The organism is Streptomyces sp. NBC_00353 (assembly GCF_036108815.1).
GTDB lineage: Bacteria > Actinomycetota > Actinomycetes > Streptomycetales > Streptomycetaceae > Streptomyces.
The window spans coordinates 4,313,347-4,337,293 of sequence record NZ_CP107985.1; the positions used below are offsets into that span (position 1 = coordinate 4,313,347).

At 69.9% G+C, this 23,947-nt stretch carries 23 protein-coding genes; 11 read left to right on the forward strand and 12 right to left on the reverse strand.

The window, feature by feature from the left end:
• The first annotated feature begins 23 nt into the window (after positions 1 to 23).
• From OHA88_RS19360 to OHA88_RS19370, 3 genes are read left to right on the forward strand one after another with little or no spacing between them, the layout of a single operon-like run.
• The gene (locus OHA88_RS19360) at positions 24 to 548 is read left to right on the forward strand and encodes a PadR family transcriptional regulator (RefSeq protein WP_328626447.1); all 525 of its coding nucleotides are present in this window, start codon (positions 24 to 26) and stop codon (positions 546 to 548) included.
• A complete protein-coding gene (locus OHA88_RS19365) occupies positions 545 to 1,231 on the forward strand; it encodes an ABC transporter ATP-binding protein (protein ID WP_328626448.1) in 687 nt (228 codons plus the stop codon). The genes OHA88_RS19360 and OHA88_RS19365 overlap by 4 nt, the downstream gene beginning before the upstream one ends.
• Complete coding sequence (locus tag OHA88_RS19370) at positions 1,228 to 3,627, forward strand: ABC transporter permease (RefSeq protein ID WP_328626449.1); 2,400 nt, start codon at positions 1,228 to 1,230, stop codon at positions 3,625 to 3,627. Before OHA88_RS19365 ends, OHA88_RS19370 begins: the two co-directional genes overlap by 4 nt.
• 72 nt (positions 3,628 to 3,699) lie before the next feature.
• Here the strand turns inward: OHA88_RS19370 and OHA88_RS19375 are convergent, their stop codons facing one another.
• Complete coding sequence (locus OHA88_RS19375) at positions 3,700 to 4,659, reverse strand: hydrogen peroxide-inducible genes activator (protein ID WP_267002447.1); 960 nt, start codon at positions 4,657 to 4,659, stop codon at positions 3,700 to 3,702.
• A gap of 131 nt (positions 4,660 to 4,790) precedes the next feature.
• On the opposite strand from OHA88_RS19375, the gene OHA88_RS19380 reads away from it, so the two are divergent.
• Together OHA88_RS19380 and OHA88_RS19385 are read left to right on the forward strand one after the other, a co-directional pair.
• Positions 4,791 to 5,345 carry a peroxiredoxin gene (locus OHA88_RS19380; protein ID WP_030969360.1) on the forward strand — a complete coding sequence of 185 codons (555 nt, stop codon included), beginning with the start codon at positions 4,791 to 4,793 and terminating at the stop codon, positions 5,343 to 5,345.
• Between the two features lie 12 nt (positions 5,346 to 5,357).
• Entirely contained in the window at positions 5,358 to 5,894 is a 537-nt protein-coding gene (locus OHA88_RS19385) for an alkyl hydroperoxide reductase (RefSeq protein WP_326627682.1), read from the forward strand.
• 90 nt (positions 5,895 to 5,984) lie between these two features.
• Here OHA88_RS19385 and OHA88_RS19390 read toward each other — a convergent pair whose 3' ends face one another.
• From OHA88_RS19390 to OHA88_RS19405, 4 genes are all read right to left on the reverse strand, one after another.
• Complete coding sequence (locus OHA88_RS19390; RefSeq protein WP_328626450.1) at positions 5,985 to 7,379, reverse strand: AI-2E family transporter; 1,395 nt, start codon at positions 7,377 to 7,379, stop codon at positions 5,985 to 5,987.
• Between the two features lie 140 nt (positions 7,380 to 7,519).
• Positions 7,520 to 8,221, reverse strand: coding sequence for a transglycosylase SLT domain-containing protein (locus tag OHA88_RS19395; protein WP_328626451.1), 702 nt, complete (start codon positions 8,219 to 8,221; stop codon positions 7,520 to 7,522).
• Between the two features lie 391 nt (positions 8,222 to 8,612).
• Positions 8,613 to 9,935, reverse strand: coding sequence for a PhoH family protein (locus OHA88_RS19400; RefSeq protein ID WP_313938949.1), 1,323 nt, complete (start codon positions 9,933 to 9,935; stop codon positions 8,613 to 8,615).
• 478 nt (positions 9,936 to 10,413) lie between these two features.
• Positions 10,414 to 11,175, reverse strand: coding sequence for an isoprenyl transferase (locus OHA88_RS19405; RefSeq protein WP_030914966.1), 762 nt, complete (start codon positions 11,173 to 11,175; stop codon positions 10,414 to 10,416).
• 201 nt (positions 11,176 to 11,376) lie between these two features.
• Here OHA88_RS19405 and mgrA point away from each other — a divergent pair, with 201 nt between their 5' ends.
• On the forward strand, positions 11,377 to 12,417 hold the full coding sequence (gene mgrA / locus OHA88_RS19410; RefSeq protein ID WP_326605527.1) for an L-glyceraldehyde 3-phosphate reductase: 1,041 nt from the start codon (positions 11,377 to 11,379) through the stop codon (positions 12,415 to 12,417).
• 625 nt (positions 12,418 to 13,042) lie between these two features.
• Positions 13,043 to 14,197: a winged helix DNA-binding domain-containing protein gene (locus tag OHA88_RS19415; RefSeq protein ID WP_328626452.1), complete on the forward strand. Its 1,155-nt coding sequence runs from the start codon at positions 13,043 to 13,045 to the stop codon at positions 14,195 to 14,197.
• Positions 14,198 to 14,227: 30 nt separating this feature from the next.
• On the opposite strand, the gene OHA88_RS19420 is transcribed toward OHA88_RS19415, so the two are convergent.
• The 3 genes from OHA88_RS19420 to OHA88_RS19430 form a co-directional block, all read right to left on the reverse strand.
• Positions 14,228 to 14,686, reverse strand: coding sequence for a hypothetical protein (locus tag OHA88_RS19420; protein WP_328626453.1), 459 nt, complete (start codon positions 14,684 to 14,686; stop codon positions 14,228 to 14,230).
• A 97-nt stretch (positions 14,687 to 14,783) separates the two neighbouring features.
• Positions 14,784 to 15,572 (reverse strand): class I SAM-dependent methyltransferase, encoded by a 789-nt coding sequence (locus tag OHA88_RS19425; protein ID WP_328626454.1) that lies wholly within the window; start codon positions 15,570 to 15,572, stop codon positions 14,784 to 14,786.
• Between the two features lie 59 nt (positions 15,573 to 15,631).
• Positions 15,632 to 16,519, reverse strand: coding sequence for a prepilin peptidase (locus OHA88_RS19430; RefSeq protein ID WP_443044379.1), 888 nt, complete (start codon positions 16,517 to 16,519; stop codon positions 15,632 to 15,634).
• 113 nt (positions 16,520 to 16,632) lie between these two features.
• Here OHA88_RS19430 and OHA88_RS19435 point away from each other — a divergent pair, with 113 nt between their 5' ends.
• Positions 16,633 to 17,004 carry a DUF192 domain-containing protein gene (locus OHA88_RS19435; RefSeq protein ID WP_267002473.1) on the forward strand — a complete coding sequence of 124 codons (372 nt, stop codon included), beginning with the start codon at positions 16,633 to 16,635 and terminating at the stop codon, positions 17,002 to 17,004.
• A gap of 8 nt (positions 17,005 to 17,012) precedes the next feature.
• Here the strand turns inward: OHA88_RS19435 and OHA88_RS19440 are convergent, their stop codons facing one another.
• The 4 genes from OHA88_RS19440 to OHA88_RS19455 all read right to left on the reverse strand — a co-directional run bounded on the left by OHA88_RS19440 (position 17,013) and on the right by OHA88_RS19455 (position 20,473).
• Positions 17,013 to 17,771 carry a hypothetical protein gene (locus OHA88_RS19440; RefSeq protein ID WP_328626456.1) on the reverse strand — a complete coding sequence of 253 codons (759 nt, stop codon included), beginning with the start codon at positions 17,769 to 17,771 and terminating at the stop codon, positions 17,013 to 17,015.
• A gap of 195 nt (positions 17,772 to 17,966) precedes the next feature.
• Positions 17,967 to 18,365: a hypothetical protein gene (locus OHA88_RS19445; protein WP_328626457.1), complete on the reverse strand. Its 399-nt coding sequence runs from the start codon at positions 18,363 to 18,365 to the stop codon at positions 17,967 to 17,969.
• A gap of 165 nt (positions 18,366 to 18,530) precedes the next feature.
• A complete protein-coding gene (locus OHA88_RS19450; protein WP_328626458.1) occupies positions 18,531 to 18,920 on the reverse strand; it encodes a hypothetical protein in 390 nt (129 codons plus the stop codon).
• Entirely contained in the window at positions 18,920 to 20,473 is a 1,554-nt protein-coding gene (locus tag OHA88_RS19455) for a polymorphic toxin-type HINT domain-containing protein (RefSeq protein WP_328626459.1), read from the reverse strand. Before OHA88_RS19455 ends, OHA88_RS19450 begins: the two co-directional genes overlap by 1 nt.
• A gap of 296 nt (positions 20,474 to 20,769) precedes the next feature.
• Between OHA88_RS19455 and OHA88_RS19460 the strand changes: the two genes are divergently transcribed.
• The 3 genes from OHA88_RS19460 (at position 20,770) to OHA88_RS19470 (ending at position 23,878) form a co-directional block, all read left to right on the forward strand.
• Entirely contained in the window at positions 20,770 to 22,743 is a 1,974-nt protein-coding gene (locus OHA88_RS19460; RefSeq protein ID WP_443044254.1) for a hypothetical protein, read from the forward strand.
• Between the two features lie 62 nt (positions 22,744 to 22,805).
• A complete protein-coding gene (locus OHA88_RS19465) occupies positions 22,806 to 23,408 on the forward strand; it encodes a hypothetical protein (RefSeq protein ID WP_328626461.1) in 603 nt (200 codons plus the stop codon).
• Positions 23,409 to 23,428: 20 nt separating this feature from the next.
• A complete protein-coding gene (locus OHA88_RS19470) occupies positions 23,429 to 23,878 on the forward strand; it encodes a DUF3592 domain-containing protein (RefSeq protein ID WP_328626462.1) in 450 nt (149 codons plus the stop codon).
• Positions 23,879 to 23,947: the final 69 nt, after the last annotated feature.

Consider the following 23,947-nt stretch of genomic DNA (forward strand, 5'->3'; position numbering starts at 1 on the left):
TACACGCGACGTATAGTGTCCGCATGTCTATCGGCCACACCCTGCTCGGACTCCTCGAGTCCGGCCCCCGCCACGGCTACGACCTCAAGCGCACATTCGACGAGAAGTTCGGCCACGACCGCCCCCTGCACTACGGCCAGGTCTACTCGACCATGTCCCGCCTCCTCAAGAACGGCCTCGTCGAGGTCGACGGCATAGAGAGCGGCGGCGGACCCGAGCGCAAGCGGTACGCCATCACCGAGGCCGGTATCACCGATGTCACCGGCTGGCTCGCCCAGCCCGAGAAGCCGGAGCCGTACCTCCAGTCGACGCTGTACACCAAGGTCGTCCTGGCCCTGCTCACCGGCCGCAGCGCCGAAGCCCTCCTGGACACGCAGCGCGCCGAGCACCTGCGCCTCATGCGCATCCTCACCGACCGCAAGCGCGGCGGCGACCTCGCAGACCAGCTGATCTGCGACCACGCCCTGTTCCATCTGGAGGCCGACCTCCGCTGGCTGGAACTGACCGCCGCCCGGCTCGACCGTCTCGCCCGCGAGGTCGCCGCATGACCCCCGCCGGCTCCCTCCTCGTAGCCCGCGACCTGCGCAAGTCGTACGGCTCGACACCCGCCCTGGACGGCGCCTCGTTCTCCGTCCATCCCGGCGAGATCGTCGCCGTGCTGGGGCCGTCCGGCTCCGGCAAGTCGACCCTGCTGCACTGCCTCGCCGGCATCGTCACACCCGACAGCGGCACGGTCACCTACGCGGGCCGCGAGCTCTCCGCGATGTCCGACGCCGAACGCAGCGCCCTGCGCCGCAGCGATTTCGGCTTCGTCTTCCAGTTCGGACAGCTCGTCCCGGAGCTGACCTGCGTGGAGAACGTCGCCCTGCCGCTCCGCCTCAGCGGCACCAGGCGCAAGGACGCCGAACGCACCGCCCTTCGCTGGATGGAGCGCCTGGAGGTAGACGACCTCGGCGCCAAGCGTCCCGGCGAGGTCTCCGGCGGCCAGGGCCAGCGCGTCGCCATCGCCCGCGCCCTGGTCTCCTCCCCGAAGGTGATCTTCGCGGACGAGCCGACCGGCGCCCTGGACTCCCTCAACGGCGAGCGGGTGATGCAACTGCTCGGCGAGGCCGCCCGGTCCGCCGATGTCGCCGTGGTCCTGGTGACGCACGAGGCCCGCGTCGCCGCCTACTCCGACCGCGACGTCACCGTGCGCGACGGCCGGGCCCGCGACCTGGAGCACACCGCATGACGCTGCTCGAACCGAAGAAGGTCCCGGCAGCCGAGCAACCCCGGCCCGCCGAGCCCTCCCGCGCGATCGCCCTGCTGCGCGATCTCGGCCTCGGTATCCGGTTCGCCTCCTCCGGCGGGCGTGAAGGCTGGACCCGCACCGTGCTCACCGCGGTCGGCGTGGGACTCGGCGTGGCACTGCTGCTGGTCGCCTCCTCCGTACCGCATCTGCTCGATCAGCGTTCCGGCCGCGATCAGGCCCGCGCCGAGGCGCGCGTCTCACGCGACGACACCGTCCCGAAGTCGGACTCCACGGTGCTGCGGATCAGTACGGAGTCCGAATACCGCGGCCGCTCCGTCGGGGGCTTCCTGATGCGCCCGGAGGGAGCTCACCCGGTCACCCCGCCCGGTGTGGCGAACTTGCCCGGCCCGGACGAGATGGTCGTCTCGCCCGCTCTGGAGGAGCTGCTGCACTCCCCGGAGGGCAGTCTCCTCAAGGAGCGGCTGCCGTACCGGATCACCGGCACGATCGACGACCCGGGCCTGATCTCCCCGAGCGAACTGCTCTACTACGCGGGCAGCGACACCCTGACCCCCGCCGCGGGCGGCCACCGGCTGGCCGGTTACGGCGCCCGTGACCCGTCCGAGCCGCTGTCTCCCGCCCTCGTCGTCCTGACCATCATGATCTGCGTCGTCCTGCTGGTGCCGGTCGCGATCTTCATCGCGACGGCCGTGCGCTTCGGCGGGGACCGCCGCGACCGCAGGCTCGCCGCGCTGCGCCTGGTCGGCGCGGACATCCGGACGACGCGCCGGATCGCGGCCGGTGAGGCGCTCTTCGGCGCGGTACTCGGCCTGCTGGCGGGCCTGGTCCTCTTCCTGGTGGGACGTCAGTTCATGGGCGCCGTCGAGGTGTGGGACTTCAGCGCCTTCCCCGCCGATCTGGTCCCGGCCCCCTGGCTGGCGGCGATGATCGCGGTGGCGGTACCGGTGGCGGCTGTGCTCGTCACCCTGACCGCCCTGCGCTCGGTGGTGATCGAACCGCTCGGCGTCGTACGCAACAGCCGCAGCCGCAGGCGCCGGTTCTGGTGGCGGCTGCTGATGCCGGTCGCGGGAGTGGCGGTACTCGCGCTGACCGGAAAGGTCGACGAGAACACCGCCGTCAATCCGTATCCGATCGCCGGTGGCGCGGTGCTGGTCCTGGTGGGGCTCGCACTGCTGCTGCCGTGGCTGGTCGAGGCGTGTGTGAATCGGCTGCACGGCGGCCCGGTGCCCTGGCAGCTCGCGACCCGCAGGCTCCAGCTGAGCAGCGGAACGGCGTCCCGTGCGGTCAGCGGCATCACGGTCGCGGTGGCGGGCGCGGTGGCGCTGCAGATGCTGTTCGCCGCGATGGGCGACGACTTCAACCGGGTGACGGGGCAGGATCCCTCGCGGGCCCAGTTCACGACGTTCTCCGAGAACGTGACCGGTGACGCGGCCACGCGCACCATCAAGGAGTTCCGGGCCACCAAGGGCGTGCAGGCCGTCATCGGCACGGTCGAGGTGTACGTCACCCGGCCGGGGAAGTACGAGGGCGACATCCGGCCCACCACCTCACTGTCCATCGGCGACTGCGCGACCCTGCGCGAGCTCGCCCGGATCGGCTCCTGCAAGGAGGGCGACGCCTTCGTCGTCCACCCCAGGAACAACAAGGAGATGGCCACCTGGATGGACCGGACGGCTCGCAAGGGCAAGGAGGTCGAGATCAGCTCGTCCATCGAGCCGGACGGCGTGAAGTCGAAGCGGTGGACCCTGCCCGCCGACGCCCCGACCGTCGTCTCCCGCCGCGACCCGATGGGCGAGGACCACTGGGGCATCATGGCCACGGTCGGCGCGGTCGACCCGAGTACGCTGCCCGGCGCGACGGTCAACGCGCAGATCAAGGTCGACGAGAGCGTCCCGGACGTCTCCGAGTACGTACGGAACACGGCGGCCAGGATCGACCCCGGCATGCGCGTCGACTCCCTGCATTCGGTGACGCGCGACCGGCAGTACGCGAGCGTGCAGACCGGCCTCCAGGTCGGCGCGACCGTGACCCTGCTGCTGATCGCCGCCTCGATGCTGGTCTCCCAGCTGGAGCAGTTGCGGGAGCGCAGACGTCTGCTGTCGGTCCTGGTCGCCTTCGGCACCCGGCGGACCACCCTCGGCTGGTCGGTGCTCTGGCAGACCGCCGTACCGGTGCTCATCGGCCTGGTGGTGGCGGTCGCGGGCGGCCTCGGGCTCGGCGCGGTGATGATCAGGATGATCGCCAAGAAGGTGACCGACTGGTGGCTGTTCCTGCCGATGGTGGGGGCCGGCACCGCACTGATCCTGCTGGTCACCCTGGTCTCGCTGCCACTGCTGTGGCGGCTCATGCGACCGGACGGCCTGCGGACGGAATGACGACGACGAAGCGGTGAGCACAAGGGGTGCGGTCCCTCCGCGAGGACGAGGACCGCACCCCTCTCACGCGTGTCACGTGGCTGCGGTCACCCGTACCGGCAGCGGCCGCATCGCCTCACGCAGTGCGGCGGCGAACTCCTCGAACTCGCCGTGCCGCGCCGCCCCGGTCCGCATCCCCAGCGCCACCCGCCGCGACGGCGCGGGATCCGCGAAATAGCCGGTGGCCAGCGCGTCGTTGCGGGCGGTCTCCACGGTGACGGCGGTACGCGGCAGCAGCGTCACCCCGAGCCCACCCGCGACCAGCTGTACCAACGTGGAGAGCCCGGCCGCAGTCGTGGTCACCGGCGCCCCCTCCGTGCGCCCCGCCTCCCGGCAGATGTCCAGCGCCTGGTCGCGCAGACAGTGCCCCTCGTCGAGCAGCAGCAGCGGCAGCTCGCGCAGCGCCTCGCGCGGAATGTCGGCCCGACCGCCCAGCCAGTGGCTGCGCTCCATGACGAGCACGAAGTCCTCGTCGAAGAGCGGGAGTTCGGTCACCTGGGGCACCCCGAGCGGCACGGCGAGCAGCAGCAGGTCCAGCCGGCCTGCGGCCAGCCCCTCCAGCAGCGACGACGTCTGCTCCTCGTGCACCTGGAGGTCGAGCTCCGGGTAGCGGTCGTGGACCAGCCGCAGCACGGTCGGCAGCAGATACGGGGCGACGGTCGGAATCACGCCGAGCCTGAGCACTCCGGTGAACGGCGCCCGGACCGCCTCGGCCTCCTCCATCAGCTCACCGACGGCCTCCAGCACCACCCCGGCCCGCACCGCCAGCCGCTCCCCGGCGGGCGAGAGCAGCACCTTGCGCGTCGTACGCTCGATGAGCTGGACACCGAGTGTCTCCTCCAGCGCGGACACGGCTCCGGAGAGCGCGGGCTGACTCATCCCGATTGCTGCCGCCGCGTCCCTGAAGTGCAGGTGCTCCGCCACGGCCGCGAAGGCACGCAGCTGCGACAGACTCGGTTGTTTGGGTCGATTGCCCTGGTTGCTCTGCGCCACTGATAGGCACCTCCGATCATCAGGACCGAGTGTAGCTATTTCCGCGATCAATGCACTCTGTGCCATGGTGGACATCGTCCAACCCCCAGGAACTCCCGCAAATGGGAATTCCTACGCTGCAAGGAGAGCGCGTGCTCACTGTCGGTGACAAGTTCCCCGAGTTCGACCTGACTGCTTGTGTCTCGCTGGAGAGCGGCAAGGAGTTCGAGCAGATCAACCACAAGACCTACGAGGGTCAGTGGAAGATCGTCTTCGCATGGCCGAAGGACTTCACCTTCGTGTGCCCCACCGAGATCGCCGCCTTCGGCAAGCTGAACGACGAGTTCGCCGACCGTGACGCCCAGATCCTCGGCTTCTCCGGCGACTCCGAGTTCGTGCACCACGCCTGGCGCAAGGACCACCCGGACCTGACCGACCTGCCCTTCCCGATGATGGCCGACTCGAAGCACGAGCTCATGCGTGACCTCGGCATCGAGGGCGAGGACGGCTTCGCCCAGCGCGCCGTCTTCATCGTCGACCCGAACAACGAGATCCAGTTCACGATGGTGACCGCCGGTTCCGTGGGCCGTAACCCCAAGGAGGTCCTCCGGGTCCTCGACGCCCTGCAGACCGACGAGCTGTGCCCGTGCAACTGGACCAAGGGCGAGAACACCCTGGACCCGGTCGCGCTCCTCTCGGGCGAGTGAGCTGACACCGACATGGCACTCGATGAACTGAAGGCCGCCGTCCCGGACTTCGCCAAGGACCTCAAGCTGAACCTCGGTTCGGTCATCGGGAACAGCGAACTCCCGCAGCAGCAGCTCTGGGGCACCGTCCTCGCCTGCGCGATCGCCTCGCGCTCGCCGAAGGTGCTGCGCGAGCTGGAGCCGGAGGCCAAGGCCAACCTCTCCGCCGAGGCGTACACCGCGGCGAAGTCGGCCGCCGCCATCATGGCGATGAACAACGTCTTCTACCGGACCCGGCACCTGCTGTCGGACCCCGAGTACGGGACGCTCCGTGCGGGCCTGCGGATGAACGTCATCGGCAAGCCGGGCGTGGAGAAGATCGACTTCGAACTGTGGTCGCTCGCCGTCTCCGCGATCAACGGCTGCGGTCAGTGCCTGGACTCCCACGAGCAGGTGCTGCGCAAGGCCGGCGTGGACCGTGAGACCATTCAGGAAGCCGTCAAGATTGCCTCGGTGATCCAGGCGGTCGGCGTGACCCTCGATGCCGAGGCCGTGCTCGCCGAGCAGTAACAGCAGTACCCCTGATACGAGAAGGGCCCCGAGGACGACCGACCGTCCACGGGGCCCTTCTTATCGTTCCGCCGCACCGCACTCCCCGCCTCACTGCACCGGCGGCTTCTCTTCCCCTTCGTCCCCGCCCGCGGGCGGCGGCCCCGGCGCCGGGGGCGGGGGCGGAGTCGGGGCCGCACCCATTGCCGTGGCCCCACGGGGCTGCGGTGCATGGCGAAGGGCAGCCTCCTGCCCGTACGTCCGCAGATAGCCGACCACCGTATTGGTGACCGCGACCAGCGGCACCGCGACGACCGCACCGCCGATGCCCGCGATCATGCCGCCCGCGGCGACCGAGAGGACGACGGCGAGCGGGTGGACGCGTACCGCGCGGCCGAGGATGAACGGCTGCAGCACATGCCCCTCGATCTGCTGCACGGCCAGCACCACGAGCAGCACCATCAGCGCGGTGAACACGCCCTCGGTGACCAGCGCGACGACCACCGCAAGCGCTCCGGAGACCACCGCGCCGACCAGCGGGATGAAGGCGAAGAGGAAGATGAAGACGGCGAGCGGCACCGCCATCGGCACATCGAGGAACCAGATCCCGAGCCCGATGAAGATCGCGTCGATCATGGCGACCAGCACCGTGCCCCGCACATAGGCGGTCAGCGTCCGCCAGGCGCGCGGCCCGGCGCCCGCGACGCCCGGCCGGGCCTGGGCGGGTACGAGCTTGAGCACCCACTGCCAGATGCGCTTCCCGTCGTACAGCAGGAAGAGCGTCGAGAACATCGCCAGCAGTATCCCGGTGAGGACCTCCACCATCACGGTGACGCCCTGGAGCCCGGCGGAGGTGATCTCTTCGGTGTTGGTGCCGATGGTGTCGCTGAGGTTCTTCGCGACATCGTTGATCTGCTGCTCGGTGACGTGGAAGGGGCTGTCGAGCAGCCAGCGCTTCAACTCTTCGATACCGTCCCGCACCTTGTCGGAGAGGGTGTCGAGGTTGTCCATGACCTGCCAGACAACGAACCAGCCGACCAGGCCCATGATGACGAAGCCCAGGATCGCCGTGACGGCGGTGGCCAGGCCGCGCGGCAGCCCGTACCGCCTCAGCCGGGCAACGGTCGGCTGCAGCATCGCGGTGACGAGCAGCGCGGCGACGAACGCCAGCACCACCAGCTGTACGGCACTGATGACCCGCATCAGCACCCAGAGCGTGCCCGCCAGGACGAGCAGCCGCCAGCCGGCCTCGGCCGCGACGCGCATCCCCCAGGGGATCGCCGCGACCGGATCGGGCCGGGCGCCGACGGACGGGGCGTATGCGGGCGGTGGCGGCACATGGTCGGCCGTGGCGGCAGGGTGGTCGGCGGCGGTCGGGATCGGCGGCTCGGCGTCCGCGTCCCGGTCCGCCTCGGCCTCCGCCGCGGCCCGGCGTTCCTCCAGGCGCTCGCCCAGCTCGGTCAGTTCGGCGCCCACCCGGCCGAGCCACCCTGGCAGTTTCGACATGTGTGTTCCTCTTCCCCCGTTTTCTCTCCCCACCACTCCCCCGGAGTCGTCCGGACGACGGTACACGCGCGAAGCCCCTCACCGTAGGACGGTGAGGGGCTTCGCAAGGTTGAGACCAGAACCCCGGAAGGTTCCGATTTCTAGTACCAGTTGTTCGCCTGCCAGAAGGACCAGGCACCGCACGGGCTGCCGTAGCGGCTGTCCATGTAGTTGAGGCCCCACTTGATCTGGGTGGCCGGGTTGGTCTGCCAGTCGGCGCCCGCGGATGCCATCTTGGAGCCGGGCAGAGCCTGGACCAGACCGTAGGCACCGGAAGAGGCGTTGGTCGCCCGGTAGTTCCAGCTCGACTCGTGGTTCACGATGTTGCTGAAGCACTGGAACTGATCACTGGGGATCATCTGACGAGCCATCGCCTGGACTTCGGCCACGGTGTACGAGCTCTGCGTGGCGAACGCGGAGGCGCTGCGGACCGCGGAACGGCTGGCGCGCTCGGCGTCCTCCTTGGCCTGCCGCTCCTGCTCCAGCTTGTCCTCGGCCGCCTGCTTCTTCGACTTGGCGTCCTTGGCGGCCTGGATGCGGGCCGCTTCCTCGGCAGACTTCTTCGCCGCCGCGTCGGCCGCGGACGCCTGGGCGTCGGCCTGCTGCGTCAGCGAGGCGGTCTGCACCTGGGCCTGCTGGCCCGCAGGGATGTCGGCGAGAAGCGTCGTGTCGGCTGCGGTCGCCTCGAAGTTGTTGTCGTCGACAGCGGGAGTGCTGCCCGAAGCAACGCCTACGACGGCGCCGACGGTGGTGACCGCAGTGGCAGATGCCACGGCGAACCCCCGGACCGAGATCCGGCTCACACGGTGTCCTTCCAGCATCGCCCGCTTAGGTGACCTCGCAGGCGCAATCGTGCCCCTGACACTGGCCTCCCTACTGCTTGGGTCACGGGGAGGCACGGGCCCGGTGGGCAGCTCCCCTGAGGGAGTGCCGCGTGGTGCTCGCGGGCGGCATACGGACGGCGATTGTTGAGTTGTGTGGTGCGTGGCACCTCTGGAGGTGCGGGTGTGCCGTATGCGGGGCCTGACGGAAGCAAGACTCTGCCGGAACGGGCCGCCGCGAAGCAATTCTCCGTTGCGTGTGAAAGCTCACACCTCGTTTGGCTCAGGTGTTTTGCGGAAATGGCACCGCAACATGATGCCGCCCGGCTAAGCTCCTTGTCTCGCCGGGCGGAATCAACTGTGGCATCCCCTATCAGATCTGGCCTTCCTCCAGCATTTCGGTCACCAGTGCGGCGATCTGCGAACGCTCGGAGCGGGTGAGCGTGACATGCGCGAAGAGCGGATGACCCTTCAGCTTCTCGACCACGGCGACGACTCCGTCGTACCGGCCGACCCGGAGGTTGTCCCGCTGGGCCACGTCATGCGTGAGCACAACTCGGGAATTCGACCCGATTCTGGACAACACGGTCAGCAGGACGTTGCGTTCGAGCGACTGCGCCTCGTCGACGATCACGAAGGCGTCGTGGAGCGACCGGCCCCGGATGTGGGTGAGCGGCAGGACCTCCAGCATCCCGCGCCCCAGTACCTCCTCGATCACCTCGCGCCCGGCGACCGCCGACAGCGTGTCGAAGACGGCCTGCGCCCAGGGGCTCATCTTCTCGGCCTCCGTGCCGGGGAGATAGCCGAGCTCCTGCCCGCCGACCGCGTACAGCGGCCGGAAGACCATCACCTTCTGGTGCTGCCTGCGCTCCAGCACGGCTTCGAGACCGGCGCAGAGCGCCAGCGCCGACTTTCCGGTACCGGCCCGGCCGCCCAGCGACACGATGCCGACGTCCTGGTCGAGCAGCAGATCCAGGGCGATGCGCTGCTCGGCGCTGCGGCCGTGGATCCCGAAGGCCTCCCGGTCGCCGCGGACGAGGCGCACATTGCCCTCGGCCGTGACCCGGCCGAGCGCCTTGCCGCGCTCGGACTGGAGGACCAGTCCGGTGTGCACGGGCAGTTCGGCGACCTCGGGGACGTACAGCGTCTCCTCTCCGAAGAGCAGATCCACCTGTTCGGCCGAGAGGGGAAGTTCGGCCATCCCCGTCCAGCCGGAGTCGGTGATGGCGAGTTCCGCGCGGTACTCCTCCGCGAGAAGGCCGACCGACGATGCCTTGATGCGCAGCGGCAGGTCCTTGGAGACGACCGTGACGTCGTAGCCCTCGGCCTGGAGATTGCGCGCGACCGCGAGAATCCGTGAGTCGTTGTCCCCCAACCGGTAGCCGGCGGGCAGTACGCCGGGATCGGAATGGTTGAGTTCGACGCGCAGCGTTCCGCCGAGATCCCCGAGCGGGATCGGGGCATCCAGCCGGCCGTACCGGACCCGGAAGTCGTCCAGCAGGCGCAGGGCCTGCCGGGCGAAGTAGCCGAGCTCCGGATGGTGGCGTTTGGCCTCCAGTTCCGTGACCACGACGATCGGGAGCACGACTTCGTGCTCGTCGAAGCGGGCCATGGCGTTCGGATCGGCCAGCAGGACGCTGGTGTCGAGAACGTAGGTGCGCCTGTCGGGCATGCGGCGCTTTGTGCTGGTCACCACGGAAGGACGTACCCCCTCGGACGAGGTTGGGCTGCGACGGCGTCGCGGAGCATCCCAAAGGGAGAGGACGGACCGGGCTGCGGCCACCTTGCGCGGGCCGAGCGCCGGCCCTCCGCGTCGACCGCACTGTATGTACGGTCCTTCGTGTGCAAAGGGCCTCCCGGGCGAGCGGACTCGATGCCACTCACTTGGACACGACGTCCGCCTGGTTTTTGACCGGACGTCGACCTGACAGGGGTATTCCCTCGAACACGCGAAGCCATGCCGCCACGAGGCGGGCGGGTGAGCCGGAAGTGATGTCCAGGACCACGCAGGTCCGGGCCCACGCTGTGAGCCTGTCCGGCACTTGGCGCCGGAACCGTTGCGCAGGGGCGCGGGCGAGCCGGAAGCAGCGCTCCGGAGCACGGGTCAGGGCGCCCACCCGCCCCGGGGTTCGGGCCTCGAACGCCGGACAGGCAGGGTTCGGATGCGTGTGGTGTCAGCCGCCGAAGCGGCGGCCTCGGGCCGCGTAGTCGCGCAGCGCGCGAAGGAAGTCGACCTTGCGGAACGCCGGCCAGAAGACTTCGCAGAAGTAGTACTCGGAGTGCGCGCTCTGCCAGAGCATGAAGCCGGACAGCCGCTGCTCACCGCTCGTACGGATCACCAGGTCCGGATCCGGCTGCCCCCGCGTGTACAGGTGCTCGGAGATCAGGTCCGTGGAGACGATCTCCGCGAGGTCCTCGAAGGACGTCCCCTTGGACGAGTGGTCGAGCAGCAGAGACCGCACCGCGTCCGCGATCTCCTGCCGCCCGCCGTAGCCGACGGCGACGTTGACCAGTATTCCGTCGACGCCGACCGTGGCCTGCTCGGCCTCCTTGAGGACGGTCTGGGTGTGCGCGGGCAGCAGGTCCAGCGTGCCGACGTGGTGGACGCGCCACCGGCCGTCCGCCGCCAGGTCGCGCACGGTGTTCTCGATGATGCCGAGGAGCGGGGTCAGCTCGGACGCGGGCCGGTCGAAGTTGTCCGTGGAGAGCAGCCACAGGGTGACGACCTCGACATCGGTCTCACTGCACCAGCCGAGCAGCTCCTGGATCTTGTCCGCACCGGCCTGGTGCCCCTGCGCGGCCGTGCCGCCGGACGCCTTCGCCCAGCGCCGGTTGCCGTCGAGGATGACACCGATGTGCTTGGGCACCTGGGTGTGATCGAGGCGGGCCTCCACCCGGCGCGCGTAGAGCCTGTACACCAGGTCGCGCAAGTTCACTGAGTTCACCTCTCGGTTCTGTGCGGGCCCGCCCGCCCCACTGCCCGGGGTCCGGGGTCGTCCCCCCTGGGGATCGCCGCACAAGTCCGCAGAGTCCATCGCTCCGCCGTGCCGTGGCAGTCCCCGACGTCGCCACATTACTGCGCAGGCGCCGCACCGGCCCAACCTGGTCTGTCACAAGTACGTGATAAGGAGGGAAACGTGACTGATTCTTCTTCCTCCTACCGGGCTGCCGGTTCGCGCTACGACTCCATGGAGTACCGCCGGACCGGCCGCAGCGGACTCAAGCTCCCTGCCGTCTCGCTCGGCCTGTGGCACAACTTCGGCGACGACCGCACACTGGACTCCCAGCGGGCGATCCTGCGCCGCGCCTTCGACCTCGGCGTGACCCACTTCGACCTGGCCAACAACTACGGCCCGCCGCCCGGCTCCGCCGAGCTCAATTTCGGAAAGCTCTTCCACCAGGACTTCGCCCCGTACCGGGACGAACTCATCATTTCGACCAAGGCCGGGTATGACATGCACCCCGGCCCGTACGGCGAGTGGGGCTCCCGCAAGTATCTGCTGTCGTCGCTGGACGCCTCGCTGAAGCGGATGGGGCTGGATTACGTCGACATCTTCTACTCGCACCGCTTCGACCCGGACACCCCGCTCGAGGAGACGATGGGTGCGCTGGCCTCCGCGGTGCAGCAGGGCAAGGCGCTGTACGTGGGTGTGTCCTCGTACAACTCGGAGCAGACCGCCGAGGCCGCCCGGCTGCTCAAGGAGATGGGTGTGCCCGCCCTGATCCACCAGCCGTCCTACTCGATGATCAACCGCTGGACGGAGGACGACGGGCTGCTGGACACGCTGGAGGCGGCCGGCATGGGCTGTATCTCCTTCGTGCCGCTCGCCCAGGGCCTGCTCACCAACAAGTACCTCCATGGCATCCCGGAGGGTTCGCGCGCGACCCAGGGCAAGTCCCTCAGCCCGGAGCTGCTCTCGGACGAGGTGGTCCGCCGGCTGAACGGGCTGAACGACATCGCTCAGCGGCGCGGCCAGTCCCTCGCCCAGCTGGCACTCAACTGGGTGCTGCGGGACAGCCGTATGACGTCCGCCCTGATCGGCGCCTCGAGTGTGCAGCAGCTCGAGGAGAACGTCGCGGCGCTCGCCGGACCGGCGCTGTCCGCCGAGGAGTTGAAGGAGATCGACACCTTCGCCGTGGACACCGAGGGCACCAACATCTGGGCCGGACGGGGCTGATCGGTCCGGTTTTCACGGGTCCCGCCCGGGACCCGCACCACCGGCCCACAAAAAATCGGGCCGGTCCGTGGGGGGGGATACGGACCGGCCCGAGGGGGGGTTTCCACCATAACCCTTCGTAAGTGATGCTGCGTGCCACACCGCTCCATAATTACTCTCCGAATTCGCAGGACTCCGGTCCGAGCACGGATTCCGGGGCCCGGGAGCGGGTGTGAAGAGGGCGGACGGTCGGCGGCGCCGCCTTGACGCCGGACCGGTGCCTCCCGGGTCCGGGCCCCGCAGTGGGCTCGGTGGCCGCCGACCGGTCACCTTGCGGACCTCGGCCCCGGTGGTGTGCCGGTCCTGGGCCATCGGAGTGAGCGCCGCCTCGATCCGCTCGACCTGGGCATCGGCCTTCACCCGGTCGGCGGCGGGTCGCTCCGGCGGAGAGCGTGGGCCTCGTCGTGAGCGCCGGTGCGGTCGCTGCCGCGGCGCCGGCCTGTGCCCGCTCCTTCCCGCAGCCCGCGAGGGCCGGGGCCAGGACGGGCACCGTCGCGCCGGCGAGGACCGCAGCCGTGCGTCTCGCGGAGGTCATGGACCACATAGGGGACACGCCCTGACCTGATGGGTCGCTAGTTTCCACCTCATGACGACACGAACCGCGACCGTGACCTGGGCCCAGGCGAACGCGCGCCGGATCGAACGCCAGGGCCTCGCCGCCCCGATGACCTCCTCCCCCGACCGTGCCGTGGCGGCGATGCTCGCCGCGCATGCACAGGTGTCGTCCGCCGCCGAGCTGTCCGTGGGGCTGCGGCTGGCGGGCGCCACGCGTACCGACGTGCGCAAGGCGCTGTGGAACGACCGCACCCTGGTCAGGACGTATGGGCCGCACGGAACCGTACATCTGCTGACGGCCGCCGAACTGCCCTTGTGGACCGGTGCGTTGTCCGCGATCCCGGCCGGTACCGGCCCGTTCCGCAAGGACGTCCGGCTGAGCGCGGATCAGACGGAGGAGGTTCTCGCGGCGGTCGGCGACGCGCTGACGGGGGCCGAGCTGACGATCGACGAACTCTCCGACGCGGTGGTCGCCCGCACCGGGCCATGGGCCGGGGACCGGGTGATGCCCGCGTTCCAGGACATGTGGCCGCGCTGGCGGCAGGTGATGCATCTCGCGGGCCACCGCGGTGTGCTGTGCTTCGCCCCCGACCGCGGCCGCAAGGTCACGTACACCAACCCGGGCGCCACCCCGCTCGACGGCCCGGAGGCGCTGGCCGGGCTCGTACACCGCTATCTGTACGCGTATGGGCCCGCCACACCGCAGCACTTCGCGAAATGGCTTGCCGCGCCGAACAGTTGGGCGGTTTCGGTCTTCGCGGAGCAGGCCGGGGCCGGGGCGATCGAAGAGGTGGCGTACGACGGTGACGGGCCGGCCTGGCTGGTGACGGGCGACACCGACTTCCCCGCCGGACCGGCGCGCGGGGTTCGGCTGCTCCCCTACTTCGATGCGTTCGCCATCGCGTCGCAGCCGCGCGAGCGGCTCTTCCCGGGCGCTGCGTACACCCGCGCGCTGGCGGGTGGCCAGGCGGGGAACCACCCGGTGCTGCTGATCGACGGCACGGTCGCCGGGGTCTGGCACCAGCGCCGCTCGGGCCGCCGGATCGCGGTGACCGTGGAGCCGCTGTCCCCTCTCACGGCCGGGCAGCTGCGGGAGTTGGAGGAGCAGGTGGAGCGGGTGGGGGTGGTGCTGGAGGGGAAGCCGGAACTGACGGTCGGAAAGGTGTCGGTGGGGCCGCACGCCTAGCGCCTGCCCGGTAGCCGGTCGCTTGTGTTCTCAGGTGGTCGCTTCCGCGCCGCGGTGGCCTCGGGTGTAGCGGATCGCGACCGTGTCCCCGCCGATGACGACGAAGCGTCCGCCCTCGCACCGGATGACGGCCTGGTGCACCTCGCCGCGCTCGTCCCGGAGCTCCTCCGTGCGGGTGACCGTCCAGCCGCCGTCGGGCGGTTCCGGCAGGTGCGGCAGGGCGGCGAACTCCCACTGGCCGGCGGGTACGCACCAGTCGGGCAGCCGCGGCCAGGTGCCGGGGCCGATATGCAGGGTCCAGTCGGAGGCGCAGGTCAGGAGCAACGACTGGCTGTCGGAGAACAGGAACTCGACGGCCTCCGGTTCCCCCATCCGTCCCTCCGGCCGGTAGAAGAGGCCGAGGACACCGACGACCCGTGCCCCTCTGAGCCATTCGGCGTTGCCCTGCCGCGTGCTGCGGGAGGCCTCCTCGCCGTTCTCCACCCTCATGGCCTGCTCCTTCCCCGTGCGCTCACCGCCCAGGGTCGCATCATTTTGGGCGTACGCCGGTGAAGGGAGAGTGATGGCACAGCGAGCGTCGCCACGTTTACGGCCGCTGCGGCTTGCGGGCCTCGATCAGGAAGCGGGTGGTGTGCGCGACGAACGGCCCCTCGGTCTCGATGAGGTGGTGCAGGGCGGCCAGTTGCGGCCGGTACTGCTCGACCGTGAAGCCGGGCACCATCCAGATCACCTTCCGCAGGAAGTAGACGACGGCGCCGATGTCGAAGAACTCGGTACGCAGCGTCTCCAGCCGTAGGTCGACGACTTCGAGCCCGGCCGCCTCCGCGTCGGCGCGGGCCCGCTGCGGGTCGCGGGCACCGCGGGCCTCGGGGAGCTGCGGGCCGAGGAAGTACTCGACGAGTTCGAAGACGCTGGCCGGACCGACCTGCTGCGAGAAGTACGTACCACCGGGCTTCAGCACGCGCGCGATCTCCGCCCACCACGTGGTCACCGGATGCCGGCTGACCACCAGGTCGAAGGCCGCGTCCCCGAACGGCAGCGGCGGCTCGTCGGCGTCGGCGACCACGACCGCTCCGAGCGGGTGCAGAAGGGCGGTGGCGCGGGCGATGTTCGGCGGCCAGGACTCGGTGGCCACGGTCAACGGCGGCAGCTTCGAGGCGGAGGCGAGGACCTCGCCGCCGCCGGTCTGGATGTCCAGGGCCGCCCGCGCCCGGCCCAGCCGCTCGGCCATGGCGTGCGCATACCCCCAGGAGGGGCGTTGTTCGGTGGCCCGGCCGTCGAGCCAGGAGAAGTCCCAGCCGTCGACGGAGACGGCGGCGGCCTCGGCGACGAGCGCTTCGAAGCGTGTGCGTTCCTCTTCGGATGTTCCGGGCATGCGGGGATGGTGTCACCGCACATTCGTGGGCGCGACCGAATTCCGAGTGCCCCGGCGGGTCAGGCCGCGAGGCCGCCGAACAGTATCCCGAGCAGCGCGCCCGCGATCATGAACGGCCCGAACGGGATGCCCGTCCTGCGCCCGGCCCGCCGCAGGATGACCAGCCCGAACCCGTACACGGCACCGAGCACGAACCCGGCGAAGCCGCCCGCGAAGACGACCGCCCACCCGTACCAGCCGAGAGCCACCCCCAGTGACAGGGCGAGCTTGACGTCGCCGAAGCCCATCCCGTTCGGGTTGATCAGGAAGAGCAGGAAGTAGAAGCCACCGAGGGCGAGGCCGCCGAGCAGGGCGGACAGCCACGAACCGGCGTGCTCCGGAAGCAGCGCCGCACCACCCAGCAGTACGACGGCCGCACCGGCGAGCGGCAGCGTCAGCCGGTCGGGCAGCCGGTGGACGCGGCGGTCGATGGTGGCGAGGAGTACGGCGACAGGGGCGAGCAGCAGCCAGACGGCAAGCTCGGGCCGGAGCCCGGTGGCCGCGGCGAGGGCGGCGCAGCCGAGGGTGCTGGCGACAGGGGCAAGGACGGCGGGGGCGTAACGCGCGACCGGTTCGGTGCGGAGGTCCCCTTCCCGACCGTCGCCTTCCTTCGTGCTCGCGTCCGCCGACTCGGCGACCTCGGCAGGCTCGGCGGCCCCGTCCCGCTCGTCGGGTGGGGCCGGCACCGCGGCCGTCTTCGGCTGCGCAGTCGTACGCACCGCGGCACCCGCGGCACACGCCGCACACCGTGTGGAGCCGAGCCAGCCGCGGGCCACCCCACTGAAGGGGTGGCCGGCGGGGCAGGTGTCCCGCCATGCGTCCTCCGGTTCGACGGAGAACCGGTACGCGGCGCGCGGGACCAGCAGTCCGGTCGCGGCGCCCCAGAGCGCGGCGACGCCTGTCAGCATGACGTACACGGAACCGACCCTAGGCGGCCGACGCACATGCGGTCATGGGCCCTGGGGCCCACTGCTCGTCATTTCGGGCCCAGTGGTTGTCACCGGGCGCTACCGTCGTCGCCATGGGTCAATGGCGCAATGGCAACGGGACGTTGACGGTCGGGGACCGGGAGGGGGGACCGGGGCTGGAGATACCGCTGCGGATCGCCGCCTCGTACCGGGCCCGGTCGAAGGGGCTTCTCGGGCAGGACGGGATCGACGGGGCGCTGATGATCACCCCGTGCGGGAGTGTGCACACGTTCGGGATGCGGTTCACGATCGATGTGGCGTACCTGGACCGGAAGTTCAACGTGGTGGCGGTCCACACGATGAAGCCGGGGCGGCTCGGGATGGTGCGGCTGCAATCCCGTCATGTGCTCGAGTCGGAGGCCGGGACGATGGAGAAGTGGGGACTGCGGCCGGGCGTGCAGGTGCAGATCGACCAGGCCGGCTGAGGGGCGGGTCACGGGAGCTTGGCCAGCTGCGCAGTGACCACTTCCGCCGGGATTTCCGGAGGCGTCGCGTCGACGAAGTCGGCGACGTAGAACGTGACGACCGTCGAACCCCTCCGTACGAGCCGGAAGACCAGCGGCACCTTGTCGCCCTCGATGTTCCCCGTCACCTGGTAGGCGATGCTCTCCTCGCCCACCCGCGGCGCATCCAGCAGATCGACCTTGCTGTACGTGGACGGCCCCTCGTCGCTCGAGGTCCTGAACCCGCCCGCGCAGGCCTGCACCGCGTCGCGGACGTCGCGCAGCACCTGCTGGGCCGCGCCCTTCGGGTGGGAGGTGAGAATCTCGGTGACGACGGTCTGGTCGTCCCTTCCCTCCTCCGATTTGTCCACCACGGTACGGAAGACGGTAGCGGTCGCGGCGGGTTCGGGAGCGCCGTTGATCACGGCGGCCAGTGGCCGGCAGGCCTGGTCCTCGGCCTTTTCCGTGCCGGTGTCCTGACTGCCCCGCAGCGGGGTGACCTCGTAGCCGGCCACGTCGCCGGTGGCCAGGGCGGCCTCGGTCAGCTCCGCCTCGGTGAGCACCTTGCCGGTGCCGGCCGGCAGCGTGCTCGGGGAGGACGGCGGGGGCGGGGACGAAGTGTCGTTGCCGGACGGCTTCGCGCTCGACGGACTGCTCGCCCTGCCGTTGTCCTTGCCGTGGGACGAGTCGCCGCCGGACGGGCCGCAGGACACGGCCGCGAGGCAGAGCGCCGCTGTCGTCGCCGCCATGACTGCTGTACGAGCCTTCATCGTTCCCCGTTTCCGACCATGGGCCCCGTCCCTGTCCGCACGCTAACAACCGGGCGGCGGCGGGTGCGTGGGCCCACGGGCCCAACCCGGAGCCGCGCTCAGGAAGCGGCCCTTCTTTCGGATCAGGCGGGATCAGGGCGCGTGCCCCGCGAGCCCGGCGTGGTCCGACAGCACTCAGGTCCGGGTGCCCAGGCCGCGGCCGACGAGCGGGGACACCGTGCGGATCAGCTTCAGTTGCGTGGAGCGCAGGACCTTCACGGTCGTGTCGTCGGACCAGCCGGTCGTCGTGGACCACTCGTAGCCCGAGCCGACCACCTCGCTGGCGAACGCCAGCTCCGTGGCGAGCAGCGCCCGCGCCCAGTCCATCGGCTCCAGGGGTTCCTTCGCCGCCAGCGCCGAACGGATCCTGGCCCCCCTCCGGTTCAGGTCGGCCGCGTCGTCGAAGCCCATGGCCACCGCGAACTCCTCCGTGCAGCGCGCCGGGCCGCTCCACTCGACCAGGCCCTGCTGCAGGAGCCGGGACTCCTCCTCGGTCAGCGCCAGCTGCTCCGCCGTCTGAAAGCGAGTCCTCACCCGTCCACCCTTCCGGTCCCGCGCCCGCCCCGGTCGTTGTCCGTACGCGGAGACGGGCGGGCCATGAACACTTCCGGGGCACGACGCTAGCGATCCGCCCCGGACCCGTCTTGGGCCCCAGGACTCAGGCGGGGACCCAAGCTCGGCGACGAGGCCGATCCGTCGTCAGTCCCTCGGGCTCTTCCCGTAGTAGGGCTTGACCGTCCTGGCCAGCTTCCGCTGGATCGACCGCAGCATCATGATGGTCGGCTCGTCACCGAGTCCCGTGGTCGTCCGCCATTCGACGCCGGTGCCGGCGAGGTCGCTGACGAACACGATCTCCACGGCCAGCAGGGTCCGCGCCCAGTCCACCGGGGCGAGCGGGGCGTCGTCGGCGAGTGCAGCCCGCAGCCTGCCGCACCGGTCGACCAGGTCCTGCTCGTCCGCGAAGCCCATGCCGACGGCGAGCTGGTCGCTGCAGTGAGCCGGGCCGCCCCATTCCAGGAGCGCCCGCCGCAGGAGTCCGGTCTCGGCCGCCGTGAGCAGTTCGCTCGCCGCCACTTCGCCTGCCGACATCAGTTCAGCCCTTCCCAGTACTCTTCGAGCTTCGCCGGGTCCCGCCGGAAGATGGTTCCGCCGTCCGGGCTCATTGGATCGTGGATCACGATGGTCGTGCCGTCCTTGCCGAGGAACGCCTTCCGGCCGCTGCCCAGGTCCTTGGTCCGCGACGGATTCTTGATCACGTCCTTGGCGAGTTCGGCGAGATCGTCGGTCGACAGCCCGGGGAAGTCGCCCGCGTGCTTGCTGTCCGCGTGCCCCTTGGCGATGTCGTCGGCATCCTCGAGGCGTTCCTCGTCGGTGCACCACGAGTTGTTGTGCACCAGGACGGGGGCGCCGCCTGCCAGCACATAGTACGTATGGATGCCGTTGACGGTCAGGTCGTACGTGGTCTGCCGCTGGGTGTACCGGACGACGGCCGAGACGGCGAGCACGGAACCGTCCGCGGTCCGCAACTCCGTACCGGGCGTGATGTCGTCCGCATCCACCCACTGCCGCCGGCCGACCGCCCAGAACGGGTGCGTGCCGGTCGCGGTGATCACCGCAGGCCCGCCGGTGGTCCGGAACGTCAGCCGGGTGAAGTCCTTGTCGTCGTACGTCGTGATCGTGCGCTCGACGCGTCGGCCCTGGGTGCGGTCGCTGTACGGGTCGGTGGCCCGGACCCGGTCGCCGGTCCGCACCGATTCGATGGGGACGCTCCGCCCGTCGGCGAGCAGCACCTGTGTTCCCGGCAGGAAGCTGTGCTTGACCTTGCAGTTCGGGTTCTCGTCGGGCTTCTTCTCGTCGGGCTTGTCGTCCTTCTTCGGCGGGTCCCTCTTCGCGTCGTCGAGCTTCTTCCGGGCGTCCTCGAGCTTCTTCTCGGCTTCCTTGACCTTCTTGCGGTTCTTGACCAGTCCCTTGAGGGCGTCGTAGAGGTCGCCACCGTGCTTCTTCAAGCTCTTGATGAGCTTGTAGGCCTTCTTCCACTTCCACGGGGCGCCGTACTTCGCGCCCAGCTTCCCGACGGCACCCCCGATCAGGCTGAGCAGGACGTTGATCAGGGTTTCCGTGCAGGCGCCCATGTCGCCCTTGGTGATGCAGTTCAGCGCGTCGGTGATCCCGAGCTCGTCGGCGAGGATCTTCGCGAGTTCCTTCGCGGCCTCCTTCGCCTTGTCCGAGTTGGACGTCTCTTCCTTCTGGGCGTCCTGGAGCTCTTTCAGCGCCTTGTCGTAGTCGACCTGCGCCGGCGTCCTCGGCGTACCGTCGTCGTTGCGGTCCGACGCCGGATCCCCGGTGCCGGGCTTGCCCGAACCGCCGTCCCGGGCCTCGGTGTTCCCGTCACCACCGCAGTTCCCGCCGCCTCCGATCCGGCAGACCTGCGCACCGATCTTCACGGTGAGCTCCGCACCGATCCCCGTCGCCACCAGAGCGCCGACGATCGCCACGACCACCAGGACCAGGCCCAGGTACTCCAAGGCCCCCTGCCCCCGATCGCGCCGGCGGCGCAGACCCAGCAACCGGACGTCCGTACGCGGCCGGGAACCTTGTGACCACCGTCGGATCCGACGACGCAACTCCCCCAGATGTGACATGTTTTCGACGCTAACGAGCGTGCGGTGCACCCGTCTTGGGTCCTCGGACCCCAATGAGCACCCACCTGCAACCCGCCCATCGGGAGGCGAGTCCCCCGGCCGACCGGGCGGGCCGCCCGGGCCCACGTCCAACCACCCGATCACCCGTCACCCCGCGCCTCCGTCACCGGACTTGGGCCCGAACTTGGGGCCAAGGGCCCAGGTCATCCGGTCCGCCCGCCCGTACGCTCACGCCACACCCGAGGTTCGGCAGCGGGGCGGGCAGGCAGTGCGAGTCAGTGGCGGAGGGGAAGACCGTGAGAAGTGGCGGCGGCTGGAGAAGCGGAAGCGGGGGCCACATACCGCGGGAGCGCGGCGGAGGTGTGTTCTTTCCCCTGACGCGCAGTTGGGCCGTCGGCGCCCTCGTCTACGTCTTCGCCGGGATCCTGGTGACGCGTGGGCTCGTCGAGACGCTCGCCACCGATGAGCGGCTCCAGGTCTTCACCTGGCGGCTGGCGCTCCTGCATGTGCCCAGCGTCATCACCACCCTGCTCACCACCCTGGCCGCCGCCCGCGTCCTGCCCGACGAGCAGCGCGAGTCACGTCTCCTGTATCTGCTCGCCACCTTGGGTGTTCCGGTCGTCGGGCTCGCGTACGGCCTCTACGTCTCGTGGCATGTCGTCGGCGTCGAGGGTGTGCTGATGCCGGTGGTGGTGCTGGTCACCGGCTCTGCCGTGGGGCTGGCCGTCGACCGGCTGCTGGAGGCCGACGAGACGGAGCCCGCCGCGCCGAACTCGTACACCTGGCGCGACAGCGGTGCCACCGCCATGGAGTACCTGGGGGTGATCGTCCTCGTCGTCACCTTGATCGGCGCGATGGCGATGGCGGGTGTCGGCGGGCAGATCGGCGACCGGATCCGGTGTGCGATCAGTTCGATGGGCGGCGGCAGTGCCGGATGCACGACGGGCGGCGGGGACCCGACCGCGAAGCCGAAGACCGATGCCGACTACGAGCCCAAGCTGTGCCAGGTCTCCAGCGTTTCCGACACCGTCGGCGACAAGGTGAAGATCGGCTGGTTCGAGTGGGGCAACGAGTACGGCTTCCAGCAGAAGGTCAGCCAGGCCAAGACGGATGTGAACGAGGACGGCAAGGTCGACGAGAACGACAAGCTGGTCTACATGACGTTCACGGACGCCGCGTCCGTCGGCGCCAGCGGCAGTACGCCCGGCGTCAAGCTCGGCAAGCTCGGCAAGGCGGATGTCGACGTCGGCGGCGGCGTCAAGATCACCAACGGTGACACCTGGGTCTTCAAGAGCGAGGAGGACGCCAAGAAGATGCGGGACGACATCGAGGAAATGAAGATGTGGGAGACCTCGACCAAGTACAGCGGCGGCTACGGCGGCGGTTGGTACTCGGGCATGAAGTGGGCCGAGAAGAAGGAGGACGTCGAGAAGAAGATCGGCGACAAGAAGATCTCCTACTCGACCATCGGTCTCAACGTGTACGCCGACGGCGGTCTCAACATCAGCGCGGGCGACGAGTCCCAGCTCGGCGCCAAGCTGGGCGGCAAGGCCAAGTTCTCCCCCGACGTGACCATCACCAAGGACGACGTGAACGGCAACGAGTCGTACACGTACACCGCCAAGCTCGAACTCGAGGGCAAGGTCGGCGGCACGGCGGGCCCGCTCACCGGCACGGCCGGCGCGAAGGACACCCGCACCGGGGCGATCACCGTCACCCGTGACCAGAAGACCGGCAAGATCGTCCGTATCGACATGACGAAGACGGTCGAGACGGGCTCGACGTCCGACAAGGGCGAGGCCAAGGGCGACAACGGCAAGAAGGACGGCGACAAGCGCGGCGGCAAGGGCAGTGTCACCGACTCGTCCGGCGAAACCGGCATCGAGGTCCAGACGAACTCGATCATCTTCGGCAAGGACGACGACAAGGCCACCGAGGACAAGCGGGCCATCGCCGAGAAGTGGCTGGACGGCAGCGGCAACAACACCGCACCGTTCGAGTACATGTTCGGCGACAAGTCGCTGCAGCAGAAGCCCGACGGGACGGACCCCTTCGACCAGATGATGTTCCAGGACGGCCTGTCGAGCACCATGCAGTACCACGGCGAGACGGACGCCCAGGAGTTCGGCTTCGAGGTCTCGCTCGGCATGAGTCTCGGGTTCTCCATCTCGGACGAGCACAAGAAGGAGACACTGACGGACGCGCACTTCCTCGGAGCTCCGCAGGGCGACAAGCGCAGCTTCCTTCCGTACAGCTACTGCGCGAACTGAGCACCCCGCAGCACCGGCGGCACCACCCGGCACCACGCACGACGAGAGGCGATGAACGGACCATGGCAGCGGCAACGGCAAGGGCGGCAGTGAACAGGTCCCGGACGCTCGGCGCGGCTGTTGCCGCCGCCATCGGTCTCACCCTTCTCACCGGCTGCGGCTCCTCGGACGCGGGCGCCGTCCCGGCCGGCTGGGACAAGCTCGACACGAAGAGCCTGTCCGTCGGCTACCCGAAGGACAAGGGATACAAGGAGCAGTCCGCGGCCGACCGCAGCAAGAGCAACGCGGCCGTCGCGCTCAAGACGGAGGGCGGGCTGCGCACCGGCATGGTCTCGGTCCAGCTCGACTTCGCCACGGGCGTCGACGACGCGGGCGAGGCCGCCGCCGCGGCGGGCGCGGGCATCGGCCTCGGTGCGACCCGTAAGGCCACCTCCGATGTGCGGCTGGCGGGCGAGGAGAGCGCCCGGGACGCGCGTCGGATCGACTACGAGTTCACCTCGTCCGGCAAGGAGCAGACCCCGGCGAGCGGCACCCGGATGACAGGGGTCGTGGTGGCGGGGGTCGACTCGAAGGACGTACCGTTCGCCATCCGGATCAACGCGGTGAAGGGCTCGCTGAGCGCGAAGGATCTCGACGCTTTCGTCGGCTCGATCACCGTGAAGTAGCCCGTGGAGGACTGGCGTTCATGAATGTTCTGCCCGGCGGCACCGCGACCTTCCTGCTGCTGTTCGGCCTGTTCCTCGGTGCGTTCGCCGTGCGCTCGGCGCTGCGGCTGGGCCGGGTACTGAGCCTGATCCGGCACGGGGTACAGGTCGAGGGCCGGTGTGCGGAGCGCCGGGTCGTGGACCGGGGGGCGGACCGGGAGCGTGGGTACGCGACGGAGTACGTGTTCGCGTTCCGCACGCTCGACGGCCGCGACATGGAGTTCGTCGACCATGCGCCGGGCCCGTTCGGCTTCGAGGTCGGGGCACCGATCCGGGTCACGTACGATCCGGCGGACCCGGAGAAGCGCGCCACGGTGGCCGGGCCGCGGGCATGGGGGCCGGTGCTGATGCCCGCGGTGTTCGCGGCCGGTCTGACGGTGTTCTCGCTGGGCCTGCTGTACGCGTTCGTGGCGATGCGGGGCTGGGTCTGAGGGCTGCCGGCCGCCGCACCGGTGCGGCGGCCGGGTCCGAGGCCTGCACGGGCCCTTCGGGGCGCAGGC